This is a genomic window from Rhodococcus sp. SORGH_AS_0303 (assembly GCF_030819335.1).
Classification (GTDB): Bacteria; Actinomycetota; Actinomycetes; order Mycobacteriales; family Mycobacteriaceae; genus Rhodococcoides.
In genome coordinates, this window is sequence record NZ_JAUTBO010000001.1 from 1,597,304 (window position 1) to 1,617,554 (window position 20,251).

Here is a 20,251-nt window from a genome sequence, read left to right on the forward strand (position 1 = left end):
TCAGGCGAACGTGACGGCGGGAATGCCGCAGGAGCCCAGGTACTTCCGGGTGCGCTGCGCGATCGGCAGGGGAGCGTCGACGGCGCACGGGTACATGTCCTGCTCGACGATCGCGAAGATGTCCGCGGTGAGCTTGCCGTCGTCCGCGAGGCGCTCGATGGTCTTCAGGAGCGGGGGCATGTCCGGGATGCCGAGCGGCGGTTCCGTCATGGCGCCGAGCTTGACGGCCTCGCCGAACGGCAGATCCTCCGCTGCGACCCTGGCGCGGACCTCCTCGTTCACCTGCTTGAGGTGGAGGTACCCGATGCGCTCGGGTGCCCGCTCGATGATCGCGATGTTGTCACCGCCGCAGTAGCTGATGTGGCCGGTGTCGAGGCACAGGTTCACGAACTCGCTCGAGGTGCCGTCGAGGAAGCGGTACACGTTCTCTTCGGTGTCGACGTGGCTGTCGGCGTGCGGGTGGTACTGCGCCTTGACGCCGTACTGCTCGAACATGCGCTTGCCGAGCTCGTTCATGCCCTCGGTCTTCTTGCGCCACTGGTCTGCCGTGAGGTCGCGGTCCTCGAGCACCGCGCCGGTGGAGGGGTCACGCCACATCTCGGGGATGACGACGACGTGCTTGCCGCCGGCGGCGGCGGTCAACTTGGCGACGTCCTCGATCTGCGTCCACACCGCGTCCCACGCGTCGTCCTGATGCAGGTGTTCGAACACCGTGCCGGCCGACAGCTTGAGACCCCGAGAGCCCAACTCCGACAGCAGCTTCTGCGGATCAGTGGGCAGGTAGCCGTACGGTCCCAGTTCGATCCACTCGTAGCCCGACGCCGACACCTCGTCGAGGAAGCGGCCGTACGGGGTCTGCTGAGGATCCTCGGGGAACCACACTCCCCAGGAGTCGGGGGCGGATCCGACGCGAATCGTGCTCATGTCTCGGGGGTTCCTCTCGAAGAATGTCCGGCGCTCGTGCTTTGGCACTAACGCGCTTAAGTAACGCGCTTAAGCTACTATGAGGTGGATCACGCTTCCGTGTCAAGCCCCGTCCCAGAGGAGTGCCGGTGTCCACGCCGCCCCGCAGCCGCAAGACGACGATGAGTGACGTCGCCGCTCTGGCGGGAGTGTCCCGGACCCTGGTGTCGTTCGTCCTCAGTGGCAAACCGGGTGCGAGTGACGACACTCGCGACCGTGTCCTCGCCGCTGCGCGCGAACTCGACTATCGACCCGACAACGCTGCGCGACTCCTCGCGCGCGGGCGGAGCAGGACGTTGGGGGTCGTGATCGACGTGCGACAGCCGTTCCAGGCCGATCTCGTGACCCACATCTATCCCGTGGCCGAGGCGGCCGGGTACGAGGTGTTGCTGTCCGCGAGCGCGCCCGGCCGGGACGAGACGAAGGCGATCGAGGCGCTGCTCAGCCATCGCTGCGAAGGCGTGATCCTGCTCGGTCCGTCGTCCTCACCCGAGTACGTCGCGCATCTCGAGGAGCGGGCGGTGGTGGTCATGATCGGACGGGCCCTGCCCGCCACCGACTTCGACATCGTGCGCAGCGCCGACGACCACGGAGTGCGTCAGGCGGTCGACCACCTCGTCGGTCTCGGGCACGTGGACATCCACCACGTCGACGGTGGTACCGACTCCGGTGCGACCGAGCGTCGCGCCGCCTTCCGTGCCGCGATGGACGAGCGCGGTCTCCCCGCCGTGGTGTGGCCGGGTGCGCACACCGAGGAGGCGGGCAGTGCCGCCGGAACGCGCATGGTGGCCGAGCGGCGGGTGCCCACCGCGGTGATGGCCGGCAACGATCTGTGCGCGGTGGGACTGATGGACGCGTTCCACCGTGCCGGAATCGCTGTGCCCGATGATGTCTCGGTAGTGGGATACGACGACAGCGAGCTGGCGCACCTCTCGCGCATCGATCTCACGACCGTCCGGCAGGACGCCGAGGGTCTGGCCGCGACGGCGGTGCGGTTCGCCATCGCCCGCCTCGAGGACGAGAGCCTCGCGCCCGCCGAGCTGGTGGTGGAGCCGTCACTCGTCGTGCGCGGGAGTACCGGGCCCGTGCGCACGGTCGCGCGTCAGACGGCCCGGCGCACCTGACGCCGTTCGCGGGCGGTCAACCCGCCCCACACTCCGTACGGTTCGGCGGACTCGAGAGCCACTTCGCGGCACCGAGCGATCACCGGGCAGTGTGCGCACAGCCTCTTCGCGATCTCCTCGCGTTCGCGGGCAGCTCGTCGTCCCTCTCCGGCGGGGGAGAAGAACAGGTCGCTGCGCTCGCCGCGGCACACCGCGGCGAGACGCCACTGCCCGGAGTCGGTGGAGCTCGTCTCGACGGAGATCGTCATGACACACGATGCTGTCGCAGTGAGAGGGGTCGGCACAGGGTTCGACTCGAGCAGGTCGCAACTCCGCAGAGGCACCCTCGTTTCGACGCGGCCCTCGTCGGTCACCCTCTCGAAATGCAGACGTTCCTCCCCGACCCCGGCTTCGCCCGCAGCGCACAGCTGCTCGACGACAAGCGGCTCGGGAAGCAACGCGTCGAGACCTTCCAGATCCTGCGCGCCCTGGTATGGCCCTCCTACGGGTGGAAGAACCACCCGGCGGTGGTGATGTGGCGGGGATTCACCCCGGCGCTCGTGGCCTACGGGATCGCGACCTGCCGGGAGTGGGCGGCCCGCGGGCGGGCGGAGGCCCTGGAGGCACGGCTCCTCGACTACAGCGACGGGCGTGCGTGGACGTACGACGAGTTGCGCGACGACGGCCGACTGCCGCCCTGGCTCGGTGACGACTCGGTGCACGCGAGCCATCGTCGCGCCCTGGCCGCGAAGGCGCCGCAGGCGTACCCGGCCGACTGGGCGGGGGAGACCGGGTACGTCTGGCCCGGATCCCTCTTCCCGCGCTGGCCTCTGACGGTCGGCGACACCACGCCCAGTGCCGTGGTGTCCTCGATGATCGAGATGGGCGCGCCCGCAGAGCTGTTCGACCCGGGTACGGAGGAGTGGTCCGCCCTGCGGGCCCTGCACCGTGGCCGATCCGCGCAGGTGCGGACGACGAGCCACCGTCTGCTGACGGTCGCTGCAGCGCTGGTGCGGCCGGGCCGCACGGCTCTCCTGCTGGACACCGACCCGCTCGCTCCCGACCTCCCGCTGCCCGAACCGTCCGCCGAGCCGGGTGGCACGGTGTCGGCGTCCGTCGCGCGCGAGCCGACCCCCGAGGACGTCGAGGCGATGCGGGCAGAGGGCCGCGATCCCGGGCGTCTGCGCGTGTTCCGCCGTGGCGCGACCGTGCGCGATGCCGGGGAGTACGCGCTGGTGGTCACGTCCGATGCCGCGGTGCCGGGCGAGCTCGCGGCTGTTCCGTCGCTCCGTCTGACGACGTGAGGACTAGCGCCCTCGCCACGCGGACCAGAGTTCGGAGTACCGGCCGCCGGCCTCCACCAGGTCCCGGTGCGGCCCCTGCTCGACGATGCGGCCGTGCTCGAGCACCACGACGCTGTCGGCGCTCGCCGCCTGGGTGAGGCGGTGGGCGACGACGATCGTCGTCCGTCCGCGAGTGGCGGCCCGGGCGGCCTCCTCGAGGTCGCGCGCGCCGGCGCTGCCGGCCTCGGCGGTGGCTTCGTCGAGGACGGCGACCGCCGGATCGGCCAGGACGATGCGGGCCAGTGCGATCTGTTGCGCGCGAGACGGAGTCAGCTCGACGCCGCCCTCGCCGACCACCGTGTCGAGACCGTCCTCGAGGGTGCTCACCCACGAGTGCGCGCCGACCGTCCGCAGCGCGTGTTCGACCGTCTCCCGATCCGCGTCCGGTGCCGCGAGCCGCAGATCGTCGATGAGCGGTCCGGCGAACACGTGCACCTCCTGGCTGACGATCGCGACGTGCCGGCGCAGTCGATCGGAGCCGATGTCGTCGAGCGACACCCCGCCCACCCGGACCGATCCGGAGTCCGCTCGCATCGAGCCCGCCACGAGCGCGGCGATGGTGGACTTGCCGGCGCCGGTCGAGCCGACCAGCGCCACCGTCGTGCCGTCGTCGATCCGCAGATCGATCCCGTGCAGGACGTCGTCGACCCCGTCGTAGGAGTGGCGGAGGTTCGTCACGACGACGGTGCCGTCCGCGGGCTCCGCCTCGGTCCCGGGGGAGCGGTCGTCGGGCAGATCGATGACGCCCACCAGTCGTGCGAGGGAGGCCCCGGCCGACTGGATGTCGTCGAACGAGTACAGCAGCATGCCGATCGGGTTGAAGAGTCGGTGGAACAGCAGTGCCGCCGCGGTGGTCTGACCGACGGTGACGGCGTCCTCGCGCACCAGGAGGAAGCCGACGGTGAGGATGACCGAGAGGCCGACGCACTCGGCCCGGTTGCTGCGCGAGCCGAACCGGGTGAAGAGACGGAAGACGGTGACGGCGATGTCGCGAGCCTTGCCGGACGATGCGTCGATGCGCGCGAGGTGCTCACCCTCCATGCCGTACGCCCGCACGGTGCGGGCCCCCTGCATGCTGCTGACCAGAGACTGGGCGCGCTCGCCCATCGCGACGCGCTCGGCGGCGTACATCGGGGCGGACCGCGGCAGATACCAGTGCAGGGCCATCACGTACATCGGGATCGCGACCATGCCCGCGAGTCCCAGACGCCAGTCGAGCCCGAGCATCGTGATCAGACTGAGCAGGACCAGCAGCACGGCGGCGAGGATGTTCGGCACCACTTCGCCGAGCGATTTCGCCATCACCGCGATGTCGTCCCCGACGCGGGAGAGCAGGTCTCCCTTGCCGACTCGCTCCAGTGTGCTCACCGGGAGGTGGAGTGCGCGACCGAGGACGCGCTCGCGCAGCGAGGCCAACATCTTCTCGCCGAGCAGACTGACGGTGTAGGCGCCGATCCCGGTGAAGACACCGCCCGCGACCGCCGCGGCGCCGATGACCGTCACGACACCGACGATCGTGGACGTCGGTGCGCCCTCGGTCACCCGATCGACGAGCATGCCGAAGACGTACACGGGAATCAGCGCCATCGCCGCCGCGACCACGCCGATGGCGACGGTGAGCGCGACCGATCCCCGCCGCGCACGGAGTTCGCCGCGAAGGAACGTCCAGCATCGCCGTCCACTCGCGATGGGCAGCAGTGCGGTCGGTTCGGTCATCGCAGAACCGCCTCTCGGTAGCGCTCGTCCGTCTCCGCCAACCCGTGGTGGGTGCCGACGGTCGCGACGCGCCCCTCGTCGAGCACGACGACGCGGTCGGTGACCGCGAGGAGCGCGGGGCTGGTGGTGATGAGCACCGTCGTCTGGGTGCGGGCGTCGCCGTCGTGACGCAGTCCCGCGATGCCGGTGGCGATGGCGTGTTCGGTCACCGCGTCGACGGCGGTGGTCGGATCGTGGAGGACGAGTACCGGTGGCTGCGCCGCGAGTGCGCGGGCGAGGGCGACTCGTTGGCGTTGCCCACCGGACAGGCTGGCACCGCGGTCGGTCACCGGATGGTCGAGACCGCCGTCGTGCATGGCGACGATGTCGGTGACGGCGGAGGCGGTCACCGCGGCGTCGAGGTCGCTCCCGCGGTCCAGGGCGATGTTGGACCGCACCGTGCCGGCGAACAGATCCGACGTGTGCGGTTCCACCAGCACGGTGCGGCGGACCTCGGGGAGCGCGAGCTCGGTCACGTCGACGCCGCCGACCGTCAGCCGTCCGGTGACGTCGTCGGGCGACACCTGCCCGGAGAGGACGGCGGCCAATGCATCGGCGTCCTGCGGCCGGTAGGCGACGACGCCGACGATCTCGCCGCGCCCTAGATGCAGGTCGAGATGCGTCAACGTCCCGTAGGACAGGTCGTCGAGTCCGACGGACGAGGTGTCGGGGGACCGCGTACCGGTGGAGGTGACCACCGGGTCGGCGCCGAGAACCAATGCCAACCGGTCCGCTGATCCGCGGATGACCGCGAGGAAGCCGGGAAGTCGGGAGAGCGAACTCAGCGGCTCGATGAGGAATTGCGCCAGTCCGACGACAGTGATCAGCTCGGCGACGGAGATCCGGCCCTCGAGAGCGAGGAACCCGGCCGTGCCGGCCACGGCGGCGGACAGCAGCGCGCCCACCGTCGCCGAGACACCGAGGTACACGCTGTTGCCACGGGCCAGACGCATCGTCGCGGCCAGTGCACGTCGGCTCGACTGGACGAACCGCCGGGACGCGACGTCCTCGGCGCCGATACCGCGGAGGGGCCGTACGCCGCTGACGAGATCGGTGGCGAGACCTGAGACGCGGGCCACCTCCGCCTGCTGATCGGTCGCGGCGCGGGTGAGGAACGGCGCACACAACTGGAGGAGAAGGAGAAGGACAGGCGTGCCGATGACGACGGCCAGCCCGAGCGGCACATCGATGACGAGAAGTGCCACCGCCGTGACGACGAGGGCGGTGACCGCGGCGGCGACCCGGGCGATGGCGTCGAGCGCCCACGAGGTCTTCTCGGCGTCCGAGGTGCTGACCGTCAACAGCTCGCCGGAGCCGAGATCGACCTGGACGCCGCGCGGGTCGAGCACGCGTCCCGCGACCTCCACGCGTAGCAGGTGTGCTTCCCGCTCGATCGCGACGACGATGATGCGGGCGCCGATGCGGTACGCGTAGGAGAGGACGACGAACAGGCCCGCCAGCCCCAGCAACGAGACGATCATCGCGGTGACGTCGCCGGTCTCGACCGCGCGGCCGATGATGAGACCGATGGCGACCGGCACCATCGTCTCGCAGAACTGGTGCACACAGAACAGGGCCGACGAACCGACGAGTCGCACACGGTGGCGCCGGGTGGTGCGGCGCAGGATGGCCCCGCCGGTCGACGGAGGTGCGTCATGCATTAGCCGACCCTAACCCACGTGGCCGACCGGTCGGGACGACGCGTACGCGTCAGTCGTGCTCGGGATTCCTGGTGCGACGGGCGGCGTCGCGCTGCTGCTGAGCGCGTTCCCGGCACCGACGCAGGAACTCCTCGTCGGACTCGGAGTTCGTCGCGACCGCGCGGCCGGGACGGACGTCGTACTCGGGGAAACGGGTCGCTCTCGGTCGGCGTCCCGCGTCGGGACCGCCCCAGATGCCGCCGCCGACGGGCCGGCCCGCCACGAGCCAGGCCACGGACCCGGCGAGAGGAAGGAACACGACGAGCAGGAGCCAGACCGTCTTCGGGAGGTGACGGATGCCACCCTCGTCGGCCGTGATGACGTCGATGAGGCAGAAGATCCAGAGCACGGCGACGATCAGGCCGAGATAGGGCACGGGCGCGTCCTCACGTAGAGCGGTTCACGTCCCGATTCACGAACCGCATGGTCTGTTGACGCGCTCACCCTAGCTGTTCTTCGCGGGGAGGTTGTGGACGGTGAGTCGCTCGATGGGTGACTTGCCGTCGATGCCTGTGTGGGGTCGGTGGTGATTGTAGTGATGGACCCAGTCCTGGTAGGTCGCTGCGCGGGCTTCGTCGGAGAGGTAGGTGTGGGCGTAGGCCCATTCCTGGTTCAGGGTGCGGTTGAACCGTTCGACTTTGCCGTTGGTCTGCGGCCGGTAGGGCCGGGTGCGCTTGTGCACCACCGATCCGAGTGCTTCGGCGAACAGTGTTGACCGGTAACAGGATCCGTTGTCGGTGAGCACTCTGGCGATGGTGATGCCGTGGTCGGTGAAGTACGCAGCGGCGCGCCGGTAGAACCCGGCGGCGGTCTCCTTGCGTTCGTCACCGAGGATCTCGGAGTAGGCGAGCCGAGAGTGGTCGTCGACGGCGTGGTGGACGAACGCGTAGCCGCGGCCTTGTTTCTTGTTGTGCCGGTTGCCGATCGTGCGGCCGAGTTTGCGGTGCCCGCCGCCGTCGGGGATCCGGCCGAGTTTCTTGATGTCGATGTGGATCAGGTCGCCGGGGGCGGGGTGTTCGTAGCGGCGGGGTGCGGGGCGGCGCACCGCCAGGCCGGTGTTCTGGTCCAGGTGGCGCAGCAGCGGCATCCGGTAGCGGGCCAGGACCGCGGAGACGGTGCTGCGCGGCAGGTGCAGGTGGTAGGCGATCCGGTGCGGTCCCCACCGGTTGGTGAAGCGCAGCGCCACGATTCGTCGTTCGGTGCGTCTCGGTGTGCGCGCGGGGCTGCGGCGGGGCCGGCTGGACCGGTCGATCATCGCCGGCGCCCCGCCGGCCCGGTACCGGTCGGCCCACTTCTTGGCGGTGCTCGGTGAGACCTGGAAGCGTTCGGCGGCCCGCCGGATGGACCAGTGGTCGTCGACGATCGAACTCGCGAGCTTCAATCGTCCCTTAGGGGTGAGGGAGGCGTTAGCGTGGGACACGAGGACCTCTCGGTTGTCGGTGCAGTTGTGGTAACCACACCGATACCGGAGGTCCTCACCTATCTGTTGTCGCCACGCCGTCCACAACGTCCCTGGCCATTACACCTAGCGCCCGACGTCGCCCTCGTCACTCCGTACGAGCCGTCGCGGGGGTAGGTGGTTCCGAATGCCCTCTGTGAGCGCCCACCGACCGGGTTTCCCCCGGCGGTCCGACGGGCATGCACGGATGTATCGACGAAAGGACAAGTCGTGGTCGCGCAGAACGAGAACGAGCAGCCGCAGGATTTCGCACGCACCACGCGTGCGCACGCCGGTGAGGCCATCACCGACAGCCGCGCATGGCCGGGCTACTTCCTGATGGCGCTGGGCTTCGTCGCGCTCGGACTGGGCCTGACCGCAGCGGGCGGCGGCTTCGAGGGATGGGTGCTGGTCGCCGGCATCGCCTGCCCGGTTCTCCTGCTCGCCGGCCTCGCCGTGGTCCTGCTCGAGCGCAAGCGCGTCAAGGCGGCCGAGGGCAAGTCCCTCACCGATCCCGGTGGTCACTGACCACGATCACGTGACGGGTTCCGATGCGTCGGAACCCGTCGTCATCGTGCCGAGAACTCGCACGCAGTACTTCCGTGCGTGGTCCGAGCTGCACGGAGGGTACGACGTGCACTCGTCGGCACTGGTGCACGGCTGGCTGACCATCACGTACGTTCTGGCCCGCCCGCTCGCGCGGGCGCGCGTCGCCCCCACCGCGGTCACCGCTGTGGGGGTTCTCTTCGCTGTCCTGGCTCTCGCCGTCGCGGGTTCCGGTCCGTGGGGTGCCGGCGCGGCGGCACTGCTTCTCGTCCTGTCGGCGCTGGTGGACAGCCTCGACGGCGCCGTCGCACTGCTCCGCGGTCGATCGACGGCATTCGGCTACGTTGCCGACTCGGTGGCCGATCGACTCTCGGACATGCTCGTCTTCGCGGTTCTCCTGGTGCTGGGAGCACCCGCACCCCTGGTGGTCGCGGTCGCGCTGCTCACCCTGTTGCACGAGACGGCGCGGGCTCGCGCGGTGTCCGCGGGGATGGCGTCGATCGGAGTCGTGACGGTGTGGGAGCGCCCGTCCCGCGTGATCGCCGTCGTGGTGACTCTCCTGGGAGCCTCGGTGGTGGACACCGGTCCGCTGTTCGGCACCATCGGTGCCGCCGTGTCCCTGATCCTCGCCGTCGTCGGCTTCAGTCAGATCAGCGTGTCGATCCATCACGCTCTGAGTGCGCTTCCCGCTCCGCGACCCGGTCGCACTCGAGAGTGAACACCCAGCCGATCAGCACGATGATGTGCAGCAGGAACAGCCACAGCACCGTGGCGACGGCCGCTCCGACGGGTTCGAGGCCGCCGAACGGGCCCGACCAGTCGATGGGTATCGCGAGGAACAGCACGTAGCCCTGCAGGAATCCCGAGACGAAGGACGCGGTGGTCAGGGCACCGATCGCGACTGCCGTACGCGAGAGGGTGGTCGGCGCGACCACCCGGTACGTCCATCCGATGGGTACGGCGAGCACCAGCCAGACGGTGACGAATCCGAGCCAGACGCGGAACGCTCCCGCGCCGATGCCGCCGTTCACCGAGGCGAGTGCGTTGCCCACCACGAGAACGGGGATGGTGAGCAGCGGCGTGACGATCAGGACCGGGAGCGCCGACGCGCGACCGCGCCAGCCGACGAACGATTCGCGCACGGGCTCGTAGACGAGCAGGGCCCGTCGCATGCCCTCGCCATAGAAGGTGGCGGGCAGGATCGCGACCAGGCCGCCCAGCCACCCGAGGTGGGTCCCGGCGTCGAACAGGGTCCGCACTGCACCCGGGGCGCCCGCCGCGCCCGGCAGAAGTCCGGCGATGGCGTCTCCGTACCCGACGACGGTCTCCTCACCCAGCAGCAGCGTGGTGAGGCGCAGACCCAACAGCAACATCGGCACGACGGCGATGCCGCCGTAGAACGTGATGCCCGCCGCCACCAGGGCCGTGTCGCGCGCCGCCAGCCGACGTCGCATTCCCGCCGCGACGGCCGTTCGTTCACGCACGATGCGTCGAGTCGTGCGGACGCCCGTCATGGGGCATGTCTACCCGGTGGCCCGTGCGCTCAACCTGCACCGTTTCGTCCGGGCGGTGCGCGGGTAAGAACGCTGGGACCCGCACGACTTCCGTGGGTGACTTCCGGTCCCTCCACGAGCTGGACCTACGACAGAGAACTGGTGCCATCAGTGACACGACAGCCTTCCACCCCCTACCCCCCGGGTGTCAGTCTTCGACCCGACGGGAGCGCGAACGTCGCGGTCTACACCGAGACGGCCGAGTCGGTGACCGTCGTCACGTACGACGAGAACGGTACCGAACTGTCGTCGACGACACTGCCCGAGTACACCGGCCACGTGTTCCACGGCATCGTCGAGAACATGTCCGTCGGAACGCGATACGGATTCCGGGTCGACGGCCCGTGGGATCCGGCCGCCGGGTTGCGCCACAACGCCGCCAAGCTCCTCCTCGACCCCTACGCTAAAGCCGTTGCGGGGTCCGTGGAATGGGACGAAGCGGTGTTCTCCCACCATCACGACGAGCCCGAGACCCGCAACGACGCCGATTCCGCGCCCTTCATGCCGCGGTCCGTGGTCGTCGACGACTCGTTCGACTGGGGAGACGACGCCGCGCCGAGAATCCCGTTGTCCGAGTCCGTCGTCTACGAGGTGCACGTCAAGGGGTTCACCCAGCTCGACGAGAACGTGGACGAGGCCGTCCGCGGGACCTACGCGGGCCTCGCGCATCCGTCCGCCATCGAACACCTGACACGGCTGGGCATCACCGCCGTCGAACTGCTGCCCACGCATCAGTTCGTCCAGGACTCGCACCTGCTCGAGGAGGGTCGCCGGAACTACTGGGGATACAACTCGATCGGCTTCCTCGCGCCGCACAACGAGTACAGCAGTGCGGGCGACACGGGTGGGCAGGTCACCGAGTTCAAGTCGATGGTCAAGGCGCTGCACGCGGCCGGCCTCGAGGTGATCCTCGACGTGGTCTACAACCACACCGCCGAGGGCAACCACCTCGGACCCACCCTGTCCCTCAAGGGAATCGACAACGCGTCCTACTACCGGCTGGTCCCCGAGGACCACAGCTCGTACTACGACACGACGGGAACGGGCAACAGCCTGAACGTCGGCCATCCCGCCGCACTCGCCCTCATCATGGACTCGTTGCGCTACTGGGTCACCGAGATGCACGTCGACGGCTTCCGCTTCGACCTCGCGAGCACCCTGACCCGTCAGGACGAGGACCTCGACCGACACAGCGCGTTCCTCGACATGGTGCATCAGGATCCGGTGCTCGCCCCGGTGAAGTTGATCGCCGAGCCGTGGGACACCGCCGGCTATCAGGTCGGCGGCTTCCCGGCGCGCTGGTCGGAGTGGAACGGTAAGTTCCGCGACGACGTCCGCGACTTCTGGCGCGGCGAGGAGGGTAGCCTTCCCGCTCTGGCGCAACGTATCTCGGGTAGCCCCGACGTCTACGAGAACGATCGCCGGCCCACCCTCGCGAGTGTTAACTTCATCACCGCGCACGACGGCTTCACTCTCGCCGACCTCACGATGTACGACGAGAAGCACAATGAGGAGAACGGCGAGGACAGCCAGGACGGCGAGTCCGACAACCGGTCGTGGGGATGCGGCGCGGAGGGTCCGACGGACGATGCGGACGTCAACGCGCTGCGCGATCGCCAGCGCCGCAACTTCCTCGGCACGCTGCTTCTCTCGGCCGGCGTTCCGATGCTCCTGGGAGGCGACGAACTCGCGCGCTCGCAGGGCGGCAACAACAACGCCTACTGCCAGGACAACGAGATCTCGTGGTTCGACTGGGCGGTCGCCGACGACGCACTCGTCGAGTTCACCACGGCGCTGATCACACTCCGCCGCGAGCATCCGGCGCTGCGTCCGGTGTGGTTCCGCCACGGCGAGGACGACACCACCACCGACACGAGCGGCGGTCGACCCGACACGATCGACTTCCAGCGCGCGGACGGCGTCGCGATGGGTGACGACGACTGGACCACCGGATCGAACAAGTCGATCGCCGTGCTGTTCAAGTCGTCGGCCGAGGACACCGTGTTCCTGTGGCTGATGAACGCCTCCGACACCCCGGTCGAATTCACCCTGCCCGACGAGACGTGGTCGCTCACGATCTCGAGCGACCCCGAGCAGGAGGTGGGCGAGGACCCGACGTCACTGCTGGTACGAGACAGGTCGTTCACGCTGCTGCAGGCTCAGTAGCCGGTCGCGGCACGGCAGATCCGACGCGGGCCCCGATCACCGATGTGGTGATCGGGGCCCGCCGTCGTCCACACCCAGCATCGCGGTGATCACCGCGGCGAGCCGGCGCTCGTCGACGTGCCGTGACAGGTCGTCCACCACCGTGAACGCTGCTTCGACGAGAACCGACGACTGTGCCCGCGAGCGTCCCGGCATCGTCGACGCGAGGAGGTGCACCCACTCTCCGCGCTCCTGGCGAGCCATCACGGTGAGCTCGCGTGCCGTCGCCGGACCGGTCGAGAGGCCGTGGCGCCGGAGTACCCGCAGTGCCGGCGCCCGCGTCGCGAGGGCCACGCGCCGCCGCGCCAGTCCGGCCAGCGCCTGGTGCGGCGTGTCCGACCGGGCGAGCACACGCGCCGTCTCGTCTGCCGCCCGGCGCGCGGCGCCGAGGCACACCTCGTCCAGCACCACGGTCTTGCCGCCGAACCAGCGGTACGTGCTCGATGCCGCGATGCCCACCGAGGAGGCGATGGCCGCCATCGTCACGTCGGCGGGCTCGTTCTCGTCGAACAGCGCCGCGGCCGAGCGCAGGAGTGCGTCCCGTCGCCCGACGGGCGGGACGCCGCGCGGGAGATCCGGATCGTCGACGGCGTCCGGCAGGTCCGCCGAGAGGACCGCGGCGCACGCGGAGTCGAGAACCTCGAGCACCGCGGCGGCGGGGACGGCGAGGCGGTGCGTCCCGATGCTGGAGAGGGTGGACAGCACCGCCCGAGTCGTGACGTCGGAGTCGCGAGAGGGCCGAAGGATCGGATCGGCACGACGTGCTGCCGCGGTGACGGCATCGAGAACCGTGGTCACCGTACCGATGTCGGGGTCGTGCAGATGCGGGCGGTCGCGGCGCAGCGTGCCGAGCGAGCGGCGCACGGTGAGGGCGCCGAGAGCGAGCGCGTGGTGATCGGCGGGAGCGCCCTCCCGAGCGATGCGCCGTTCGAGGCGTGCGACCGCGGTCAGATGCAGCGTGCGGAGCAGGTCGTACTTCGAGTCGAACCACCGATACACCGACGGCCCCGAGACGCCCGCGGCCGCCGCGACGTCGTCGATGCCGACGGCCGCGTAGCCGCGGGCGCCGAACAGATCCGCTGCCGCGTCGAGCAGTCGCCTCGGCCGTGGCGACCCACCGGTCACCGCGGTGTGGGCGCGCCGGGAGCCGCGGCGTGCAGTGCCACCTCGCCGGCCTTGACGACGAAGTGGACGCGACGGCCGGGCACGAGGTCGAGTTCGGTGGCCGCCGCGACGGTGACGTCGGCGTGCAGCGCGGGCAGACCCGCGGCCGCGGTGGACGTGATGCGGACCGACGAGCCGGTGGACTCCACGTGGCCGATCTGCACGGGCAGCACGTTGCGGGGGCTGCCCCGCGGTGGGTCGACGAAGACGGAGACGGCGGTGGGATGCAGCAGGGCCACCGCCGATGAGCCCGCGTCGAGAGGATCCGGGGCGCGGCCCTGCACCGCGACACCCGACGCGGTCGTGAGCGTGTCCGGAGCGGTGATGGTGCCCTCGATCGAGTTCACTCCGACGAGGGCGGCCGCGAACCGGGTACGCGGAGCCGTCAGAACGTCGCGGACGGTGCCGTGTTCGACCACTCGTCCGGCGTCGACGACGGCCACCTCACCGGCGAGCGTCAGGGCGTCGACGCGGTCGTGGGTCACCAGCAGGGTGGTGCGCGAGGTCTCGGCGAGCACCTCGCGGAGCACGCGGCGCATGGCCGGTGCGGACTCGGCGTCGAGGGCCGCGAACGGCTCGTCGAGCAGGAGCACGTCGGGGTCCGCCGCGAGTGCGCGGGCGAGGGCGACGCGTTGGGCCTGTCCGCCGGACAGTGCGCGCGGCCGCCGATCGGCGAGGTCTGCCGCGTCGACGGCCTCGAGCCATCGGCGCGCGAGTCGCTCGGACTCGGCTCGTCCGGCACCTCGTGCGCGGGGAGCGAAGGCGACGTTCGCCAGCGCGGACAGGTGTGGGAACAGCAGCGCGTCCTGGGCGAGGAGAGCCACCCGTCGGCGATGCGGCGGGACGTCGATGCGCTGCGCGCTGTCGGTGAGGGTGCGCGCTCCGATGCGGACCACGCCGTCGTCGGGCCGGACGAGTCCGGCCACCATCGACAGCAGCGTCGACTTCCCGGCACCGTTGGGTCCGAGGATCGCCACCACACCGCCCGACGGCACCGTGAGCGTGAGGTCGGCGCCGCGTGCTCGGTGACGGACGTCGAGGACGACCGAGGTGTCGGTGGGTGTCACAGCACGCCTGCCGGACGCCGACTGCGAGTGAGGATCACGATGACGATCGCGACGACGATGAGGACCAGCGAGAGGGCCACCGCCGCATCGGGATCCGTCTCGCGCTGGAGGTAGATCTCGAGCGGGAGGGTGCGGGTGACGCCCTGGAGCGACCCGGCGAACGTAAGGGTGGCGCCGAACTCGCCGAGCGCACGGGCGAAGGAGAGCAACGCACCCGACGCCAGCCCGGGCAGGACCAGGGGGAGGGTGACCCGCAGCAGGACGGTGCCGGGTGAGGCCCCGAGGGTCGCGGCGACGACCTCGTACCGCGTGCCCGCCGTGCGCAGTGCGCCCTCGAGACTGATCACGAGGAAGGGGAGGGCGACGAACGTCTGCGCGAGGACCACCGCGGTGGTGGTGAAGGCGATGTCGATGCCCCACGCCCGCAGGTGTTCACCCAGCAGTCCCTGCCTGCCGAACGCGTAGAGCAGGGCGAGCCCACCCACGACCGGGGGCAGGACGAGGGGGAGCAGGACGAGTGCGCGCACGACGGCGACGATCCGCCCGGTCGACCGCGCGAGGACCAGGGCCATCGGCACCCCCAGCAGGATGCAGAGGACAGTGCTTGCGGCCGCCGTGCGCAGGCTGAGCAGCAGCGCGGCCCGGGACGACTCCGAGGTGACGAGCGGAACGAAGCGAGCCACGTCGACCGAGAGCAGCATCGCCACGAGAGGGAGCACGACGAGCGCCGTGCCGAGGCTGGCCGGCACGAGGATCCAGGCGGGCGGACGCACCGCGTCGCGGTGGCCGCGCGTCCCGCCCGCGAGGACGGAGATCACGGTGTCTCGACGATGACGGTGGTCGCCTTGACCACCGCGACGGCGACGCTGCCGGGTTCCAGTCCGAGTGTCCGCACCGATTCTGCGCTCATCAGCGACGTCACGGTGAACGCGCCGCACTGCATCTGTACCTCGGCCATCACCGTGTCGACGACCACCGAGGTGACGAGTCCGGCCAGACGGTTGCGCGCGGAGCTGACCGTGCCGCTCGGATCCGGCGGTGCGGCGGCGCGGGCCCGAGCGTGCGCCGCGAGCGAGGCGCCGTTCACGACGGTGCGTCCGGCCGAGTCCTTCGACGTCTCGACGACACCACTCTCGATCCACCGGCGGACGGTGTCGTCGCTGACACCGACCAGGGCGGCGGCGTCTCGGACACGCAGATCACTCATCGGGTCGCACGCCGGAACGAGACGGGGCGCGGCGCAGATGCGGACGACGTGGGACCGAGGGCGCGCATCCACGTGATGCTAGCGGCCGGGAACAGACTCGGGGGTGTCGGCGTTGCACAGCTCGACGGAGTCGGATCCATGCCCCGGGTACCACCCCTTTCGCCGCTACGAGCGGCCTTCTGCCGAGAGGCGCACGGCCGACTCCGTCCTCGACGCCGCCGAGTTCACGCTCGGCGGCGTCGTGCTGTCCGGGGTCGCTTGTGACGCACACCAACAGCACCCGCGATCATCGAAACGGGACGCCCGGTCCGCATTCCCGCTGGCAGAGGCTCCGGACCGCTGGTGAGGAGCCGGGTCGATGCTCGATCGGTACTCGACCGTGACCGTGTTCCCCAGCTCCGGAGTGGTGAGAAATCCCAGGTGGATGGCATCATGTGCGTGATAGCTGATGGTTCGGGCGCAGGTGAGTGGAGTCGAGAGAATGACGATGTCGTGGGGTAGGACCCGTCGTGGGCGCTCGACTCTGGTGGCCGCGATGACGGTGCTCGCACTCTCCGCGGCCGGGTGCACGGCGGGGTCGGGTCAGACACCGACGGCGGCTCCCGCACCGATCGACTCCAACCCGTTGTCCGAGCTCATGAAGCCGAAGGTGTCGTTGCCGGCGCCCGACGCGTCCGTCGGATTCTCCCCGAGTGCTCCGGTCGCGGTGACCGTGGCGGACGGCACCCTGTCCGAGGTGACGCTCACCGACGACGCCGGCACCCCTGTCCCCGGAGCACTGTCCGAGGATCGGTCGTCCTGGACGAACAGCGAGGTGCTCGACTACAACGGCACCTACACGTTGCGTACGCGGGCCTACGGTCTGGGCGGTGAGGCGTCGTCCGTCTCGTCCTTCACCACCAGTTCGCCGGACAACGTCACCAAGCCGTACCTGCTGCCGTCCGAGAACGAGATCGTGGGCATCGGCCAACCGGTCGCCGTGCAGTTCGACGAGCCGATCCCCGACAAGATCGCCGCGCAGAACGCGATCACCGTCGTGACGGACCCGCCGGTCGAGGGTGCCTTCTACTGGGTCAACCAGAAAGAGGTGCGGTGGCGCCCGCAGAACTACTGGGCTCCCGGCACCCGCGTCACCGTGACGGTGGACGTCTTCGGTCGCGACCTCGGCGAGGGACTCTTCGGCCAGGAGAACGCGTCGTCGTCCTTCTCGATCGGTGACGCCGTCATCGCCACCGCGGACGACGCCACCAAGCAGGTGACGTTCTCCGTCAACGGAGTCGACGTCAAGACCATGCCGACGTCGATGGGCAAGGACAGCTCGCCCACCGACAACGGGGTCTACATCATCGGTGACAAGTTCGCGTCCATGGTCATGGACTCGTCGACCTACGGCGTCGCCGTGGACTCCGCGCAGGGCTACCGCACTCCGGTCGACTGGGCGACGCGAATGTCGTACAGCGGCATCTTCTTCCACTCGGCGCCGTGGTCCGTCGGATCACAGGGCTATTCGAACGTCAGCCATGGTTGCCTGAACCTGAGCCCGTCGAACGCGAAGTGGGTCTACGACAACACCAAGCGTGGTGACATCACCGTCGTGAAGAACACCGTGGGTGGAACGCTGTCGGGTACCGACGGACTGGGCGACTGGAACATCCCGTGGGACGAGTGGAAAGCCGGCAACGCCCAGTCCGTCTGAGCCGCTAGACCTTCAGGCCCAGAGCGGTGAGGTAACCGACCGGGTCCACGGCCTCGCCGCCGCGTCGCACCTCGAAGTGCAGGTGCGGGCCGTTGGAGTCGCCGGTACTGCCGACCGCGCCGATGGCCTGACCGGGAGCGATGGTGTCACCCACGGCGACATCGATGCGACTCTGGTGTCCGTAGAGGACCTCCGTGTCGCCCTTCTGGATCTTCACCAGGTTGCCGTACCCGTCGCCCGCGTCACCGGCCTGCGTGACGGTGCCGCCGGTGACCGCGTAGATCGTGGTGCCCTGCGCGGCTCCGAGGTCGATGCCCTCGTGGTTCTGCCGTCCGCCGCCGGTCGGGTTGTTGCGCCCGCCGTAACCGGACGTGACCTCGAAGGTGCCGGGCGTCAAGGGGAGTCGTGATCCGCCGACGCCCAGCGGGGCCGCCTGGAAGGGCGACGTGGCGTCCGGCGCGGCGTCGGGAGTCACCGGGGTGAGGGTGATGTCGCCGAGAACGAGCCCCGCGACCTCCTGGACCAGCACGCCCGTCGCGTCGAAGACGGCGGCGAGGATCGCCGCCTGCTGCTTGGCGCTCAGCGGAACACCGGGAATCTGGAACGCGGGCAGAGCGGGGAGCGGCGGAAGCGCGGGTGCTGCTGCGGCCGTGGGTGTCCCGGCGAAGAGCAGAGCTCCGGTGGCCGCGACGCCCACCATGGCGGCGGATCCCCAGCGACCACGGCGGCGCACCGGTGACGGCGATGCGTCCACGGTGTCCTGTGATGCGGTGTTCGAGTGTGATGTTCGGTGCACGAGCTACCTCCGTATGCGCCCACGGGCGTCGCCATTCGGTCTGCGCCGACCCGGGGGAGGAGTCCCGTCGCTGCTGCGCTGTCCACGGCGGTACGGCCGTCGACGTCCCTCTGTCCCGCACCGGTCTCACCGACCGGTACCGGACGAGCAGTCGCCCACGGCGCACCGCTCGGCGAAGTCGAATGCCCTTCCCTTGGCATTCACGTCCGTCGAGCGAACAACACGAGTAACACACGGCGCACCTTCCCCAAGAGCGCCACGGGTCACTCTACGGGACAGCAGTATCGCTCGGTAACACGAATGCTCAATTACACCAACGTAATTCGGTTGTGCCGACCTACCTGCGAAAACACATACATGTAATTCGTCGGTGGGGCCGTCCCGGTGCGGAGATCGGACCGTGTCCGGACTGGTACCTTGCGTTCGGGGGCGGGTTACTGCCGCGTGTGGCGCGACTGTGGGGGATGTTCTGTATGCGACGACAACGGGCGATGGCGGCTGCGCTGGCACTGGCACTGGTGGGGGGAGTGAGCCTGGTGCTCGCGCCCGTGGCGGCGGCCGAACCGTGTGGAGGACTGCCCGGTACCGGGATCGACGGAACAGGTTTTCCCGGTCAGCCACCTGCGGGACGGCAGGGTCCGGTGCCCGCCTACAACGGGCCGTCGACGTCCACCGTGGGGTGGGTGACCGGTCAGGAGAGTGTGAACCGGACGTTCGATCGTTTCGGAATCTCGGGGACCGATCTCGGCATCAGTTGGGACAACGGAGCCGGTCAGACCCTCATGGCGTTCGGCGACACCTTCGGGAACTGCGCGGTCCCGGGCGGGCAGTGGCGGCACAATGTTCTGTTGCGCAGCAACGACACCGACCTGTCGGACGGCATCACGTTCGCCGACGGTGTGCCCGGTGACGTGAACTCCGGTGCGGTGGTGGCCGGGAACGATCCGCGATTCGCGACCCAACTGCTCTCGGCTCTCGGGCTCTCACCTGTCGAGTACACGATCGTTCCCACGTCGGCGATCGCCGTGAACGGCGTGCAGTATCTGCACTTCATGTCGGTCCGCGAGTGGAGCGGCTCGGTGTGGTCGACGAACTACGCGGGAATCGCGACGTCGCGCGACAACGGGCAGACGTGGTTCCCCGAGCCCGGCACGATCCGGTTCAACAGCGGCGTGGCCGTCCCCGGTACGGAGCAGTTGGACGCCCGCTTCCAGCAGGCGGCGTTCGTCCGCGGCCAGGACGGGTTCGTGTACCAGTACGGGACACCGAACGGCCGTCTCGGTGCGGCCTACCTGGCCCGCGTCGCACCCGACGCGATGCTGGACCTCACCCGGTACGAGTACTGGAACGGTGGGTCCTGGACCTCCGACCTGGCCGCCGCCGCTCCTGTGGTCGGCCAGCCGGTCGGGGAGATGTCCGTCGCGTGGAATGCGTATCTCGGTCGCTACATCATGCTGTACGGCAACGACGTCGAGGGCCGCATCATGGCGCGGACCGCGTCGGCGCCCGAGGGGCCGTGGAGCGCTCCCACCGCGCTGGTGGTGAACAACGACATCGGCAACTACCCGGGCGGTGGCCTCTACGCGCCCTACATCCACCCGAGGTCGGCCGGTGACTCGCTGTACTTCACGGCGTCGCAGTACTCGTCCTACAACGTCATCCTCATGCGGACGGACCTCGACGCGCTGCCCCGCTGAGCCCCACGCACGACGAAG

The 20,251-nt window shown here is 69.7% G+C and carries 19 protein-coding genes; 7 read left to right on the forward strand and 12 right to left on the reverse strand.

The features are described from left to right. On the reverse strand, positions 1–924 hold the full coding sequence (locus QE449_RS07545) for a sugar phosphate isomerase/epimerase (RefSeq protein WP_027505594.1): 924 nt from the start codon (positions 922–924) through the stop codon (positions 1–3). Positions 925–1,085: 161 nt separating this feature from the next. Here QE449_RS07545 and QE449_RS07550 point away from each other — a divergent pair, with 161 nt between their 5' ends. After that, positions 1,086–2,087, forward strand: coding sequence for a LacI family DNA-binding transcriptional regulator (locus QE449_RS07550; protein ID WP_037185774.1), 1,002 nt, complete (start codon positions 1,086–1,088; stop codon positions 2,085–2,087). Here QE449_RS07550 and QE449_RS07555 read toward each other — a convergent pair. Then, entirely contained in the window at positions 2,066–2,335 is a 270-nt protein-coding gene (locus QE449_RS07555; RefSeq protein ID WP_027505596.1) for a WhiB family transcriptional regulator, read from the reverse strand. The genes QE449_RS07550 and QE449_RS07555 overlap by 22 nt on opposite strands. Positions 2,336–2,449: 114 nt before the next feature. On the opposite strand from QE449_RS07555, the gene QE449_RS07560 reads away from it, so the two are divergent. Further along, a complete protein-coding gene (locus QE449_RS07560) occupies positions 2,450–3,370 on the forward strand; it encodes an MSMEG_6728 family protein (RefSeq protein WP_307108574.1) in 921 nt (306 codons plus the stop codon). A gap of 3 nt (positions 3,371–3,373) precedes the next feature. Here QE449_RS07560 and QE449_RS07565 read toward each other — a convergent pair whose 3' ends face one another. The 4 genes from QE449_RS07565 to QE449_RS07580 all read right to left on the reverse strand — a co-directional run bounded on the left by QE449_RS07565 (position 3,374) and on the right by QE449_RS07580 (position 8,284). Then, positions 3,374–5,125: an ABC transporter ATP-binding protein gene (locus tag QE449_RS07565; protein ID WP_307108575.1), complete on the reverse strand. Its 1,752-nt coding sequence runs from the start codon at positions 5,123–5,125 to the stop codon at positions 3,374–3,376. After that, a complete protein-coding gene (locus QE449_RS07570; RefSeq protein ID WP_307108576.1) occupies positions 5,122–6,825 on the reverse strand; it encodes an ABC transporter ATP-binding protein in 1,704 nt (567 codons plus the stop codon). The genes QE449_RS07565 and QE449_RS07570 overlap by 4 nt, the downstream gene beginning before the upstream one ends. 49 nt (positions 6,826–6,874) lie before the next feature. Continuing rightward, a complete protein-coding gene (locus tag QE449_RS07575; RefSeq protein WP_027505600.1) occupies positions 6,875–7,240 on the reverse strand; it encodes a PLD nuclease N-terminal domain-containing protein in 366 nt (121 codons plus the stop codon). A gap of 69 nt (positions 7,241–7,309) precedes the next feature. Beyond that, a complete protein-coding gene (locus tag QE449_RS07580; protein WP_307108577.1) occupies positions 7,310–8,284 on the reverse strand; it encodes an IS481 family transposase in 975 nt (324 codons plus the stop codon). 249 nt (positions 8,285–8,533) lie between these two features. On the opposite strand from QE449_RS07580, the gene QE449_RS07585 reads away from it, so the two are divergent. Together QE449_RS07585 and QE449_RS07590 are read left to right on the forward strand one after the other, a co-directional pair. Then, the gene (locus tag QE449_RS07585) at positions 8,534–8,830 is read left to right on the forward strand and encodes a hypothetical protein (RefSeq protein ID WP_027505601.1); all 297 of its coding nucleotides are present in this window, start codon (positions 8,534–8,536) and stop codon (positions 8,828–8,830) included. Positions 8,831–8,840: 10 nt separating this feature from the next. Next, positions 8,841–9,566, forward strand: a complete 726-nt coding sequence (locus tag QE449_RS07590) for a CDP-alcohol phosphatidyltransferase family protein (protein WP_307108578.1) — start codon at positions 8,841–8,843, stop codon at positions 9,564–9,566. Here QE449_RS07590 and QE449_RS07595 read toward each other — a convergent pair. Further along, complete coding sequence (locus tag QE449_RS07595; RefSeq protein ID WP_051613317.1) at positions 9,499–10,362, reverse strand: YhjD/YihY/BrkB family envelope integrity protein; 864 nt, start codon at positions 10,360–10,362, stop codon at positions 9,499–9,501. The genes QE449_RS07590 and QE449_RS07595 overlap by 68 nt on opposite strands. Before the next feature lie 150 nt (positions 10,363–10,512). On the opposite strand from QE449_RS07595, the gene glgX reads away from it, so the two are divergent. Continuing rightward, the gene (gene glgX / locus QE449_RS07600) at positions 10,513–12,567 is read left to right on the forward strand and encodes a glycogen debranching protein GlgX (protein WP_222638480.1); all 2,055 of its coding nucleotides are present in this window, start codon (positions 10,513–10,515) and stop codon (positions 12,565–12,567) included. 36 nt (positions 12,568–12,603) lie between these two features. Here the strand turns inward: glgX and QE449_RS07605 are convergent, their stop codons facing one another. Genes QE449_RS07605 through QE449_RS07620 form a run of 4 tightly spaced genes read right to left on the reverse strand, consistent with a single transcriptional unit; the run spans position 12,604 to position 16,044 of the window. Beyond that, positions 12,604–13,731, reverse strand: coding sequence for a TetR/AcrR family transcriptional regulator (locus QE449_RS07605; RefSeq protein ID WP_307108579.1), 1,128 nt, complete (start codon positions 13,729–13,731; stop codon positions 12,604–12,606). After that, on the reverse strand, positions 13,728–14,837 hold the full coding sequence (locus tag QE449_RS07610) for a sulfate/molybdate ABC transporter ATP-binding protein (protein WP_285185730.1): 1,110 nt from the start codon (positions 14,835–14,837) through the stop codon (positions 13,728–13,730). The genes QE449_RS07605 and QE449_RS07610 overlap by 4 nt, the downstream gene beginning before the upstream one ends. Beyond that, positions 14,834–15,652, reverse strand: coding sequence for an ABC transporter permease (locus tag QE449_RS07615; RefSeq protein WP_307109691.1), 819 nt, complete (start codon positions 15,650–15,652; stop codon positions 14,834–14,836). Before QE449_RS07615 ends, QE449_RS07610 begins: the two co-directional genes overlap by 4 nt. Next, the gene (locus QE449_RS07620; RefSeq protein WP_027505607.1) at positions 15,652–16,044 is read right to left on the reverse strand and encodes a molybdopterin-binding protein; all 393 of its coding nucleotides are present in this window, start codon (positions 16,042–16,044) and stop codon (positions 15,652–15,654) included. Before QE449_RS07620 ends, QE449_RS07615 begins: the two co-directional genes overlap by 1 nt. A gap of 481 nt (positions 16,045–16,525) precedes the next feature. Between QE449_RS07620 and QE449_RS07625 the strand changes: the two genes are divergently transcribed. Continuing rightward, on the forward strand, positions 16,526–17,740 hold the full coding sequence (locus tag QE449_RS07625) for an Ig-like domain-containing protein (RefSeq protein ID WP_261769329.1): 1,215 nt from the start codon (positions 16,526–16,528) through the stop codon (positions 17,738–17,740). A 4-nt stretch (positions 17,741–17,744) separates the two neighbouring features. Here the strand turns inward: QE449_RS07625 and QE449_RS07630 are convergent, their stop codons facing one another. Continuing rightward, complete coding sequence (locus QE449_RS07630; RefSeq protein ID WP_231476309.1) at positions 17,745–18,494, reverse strand: M23 family metallopeptidase; 750 nt, start codon at positions 18,492–18,494, stop codon at positions 17,745–17,747. A 515-nt stretch (positions 18,495–19,009) separates the two neighbouring features. Between QE449_RS07630 and QE449_RS07635 the strand changes: the two genes are divergently transcribed. Then, on the forward strand, positions 19,010–20,233 hold the full coding sequence (locus QE449_RS07635) for a DUF4185 domain-containing protein (protein ID WP_285185729.1): 1,224 nt from the start codon (positions 19,010–19,012) through the stop codon (positions 20,231–20,233). Positions 20,234–20,251: the final 18 nt, after the last annotated feature.

Excerpts from the sequence above, each read along its gene's own strand:
- QE449_RS07545 (WP_027505594.1), bottom strand. The coding sequence starts at position 924 with ATGAGCACGATTCGCGTCGGATCCGCCCCCGACTCCTGGGGAGTGTGG.
- QE449_RS07550 (WP_037185774.1), top strand. The coding sequence starts at position 1,086 with ATGAGTGACGTCGCCGCTCTGGCGGGAGTGTCCCGGACCCTGGTGTCG.
- QE449_RS07560 (WP_307108574.1), top strand. The coding sequence starts at position 2,450 with ATGCAGACGTTCCTCCCCGACCCCGGCTTCGCCCGCAGCGCACAGCTG.
- QE449_RS07625 (WP_261769329.1), top strand. The coding sequence starts at position 16,526 with ATGACGATGTCGTGGGGTAGGACCCGTCGTGGGCGCTCGACTCTGGTG.
- QE449_RS07595 (WP_051613317.1), bottom strand. The coding sequence starts at position 10,362 with ATGACGGGCGTCCGCACGACTCGACGCATCGTGCGTGAACGAACGGCC.
- QE449_RS07635 (WP_285185729.1), top strand. The coding sequence starts at position 19,010 with ATGCGACGACAACGGGCGATGGCGGCTGCGCTGGCACTGGCACTGGTG.
- QE449_RS07620 (WP_027505607.1), bottom strand. The coding sequence starts at position 16,044 with ATGAGTGATCTGCGTGTCCGAGACGCCGCCGCCCTGGTCGGTGTCAGC.
- QE449_RS07565 (WP_307108575.1), bottom strand. The coding sequence starts at position 5,125 with ATGACCGAACCGACCGCACTGCTGCCCATCGCGAGTGGACGGCGATGC.
- QE449_RS07555 (WP_027505596.1), bottom strand. The coding sequence starts at position 2,335 with ATGACGATCTCCGTCGAGACGAGCTCCACCGACTCCGGGCAGTGGCGT.
- QE449_RS07570 (WP_307108576.1), bottom strand. The coding sequence starts at position 6,825 with ATGCATGACGCACCTCCGTCGACCGGCGGGGCCATCCTGCGCCGCACC.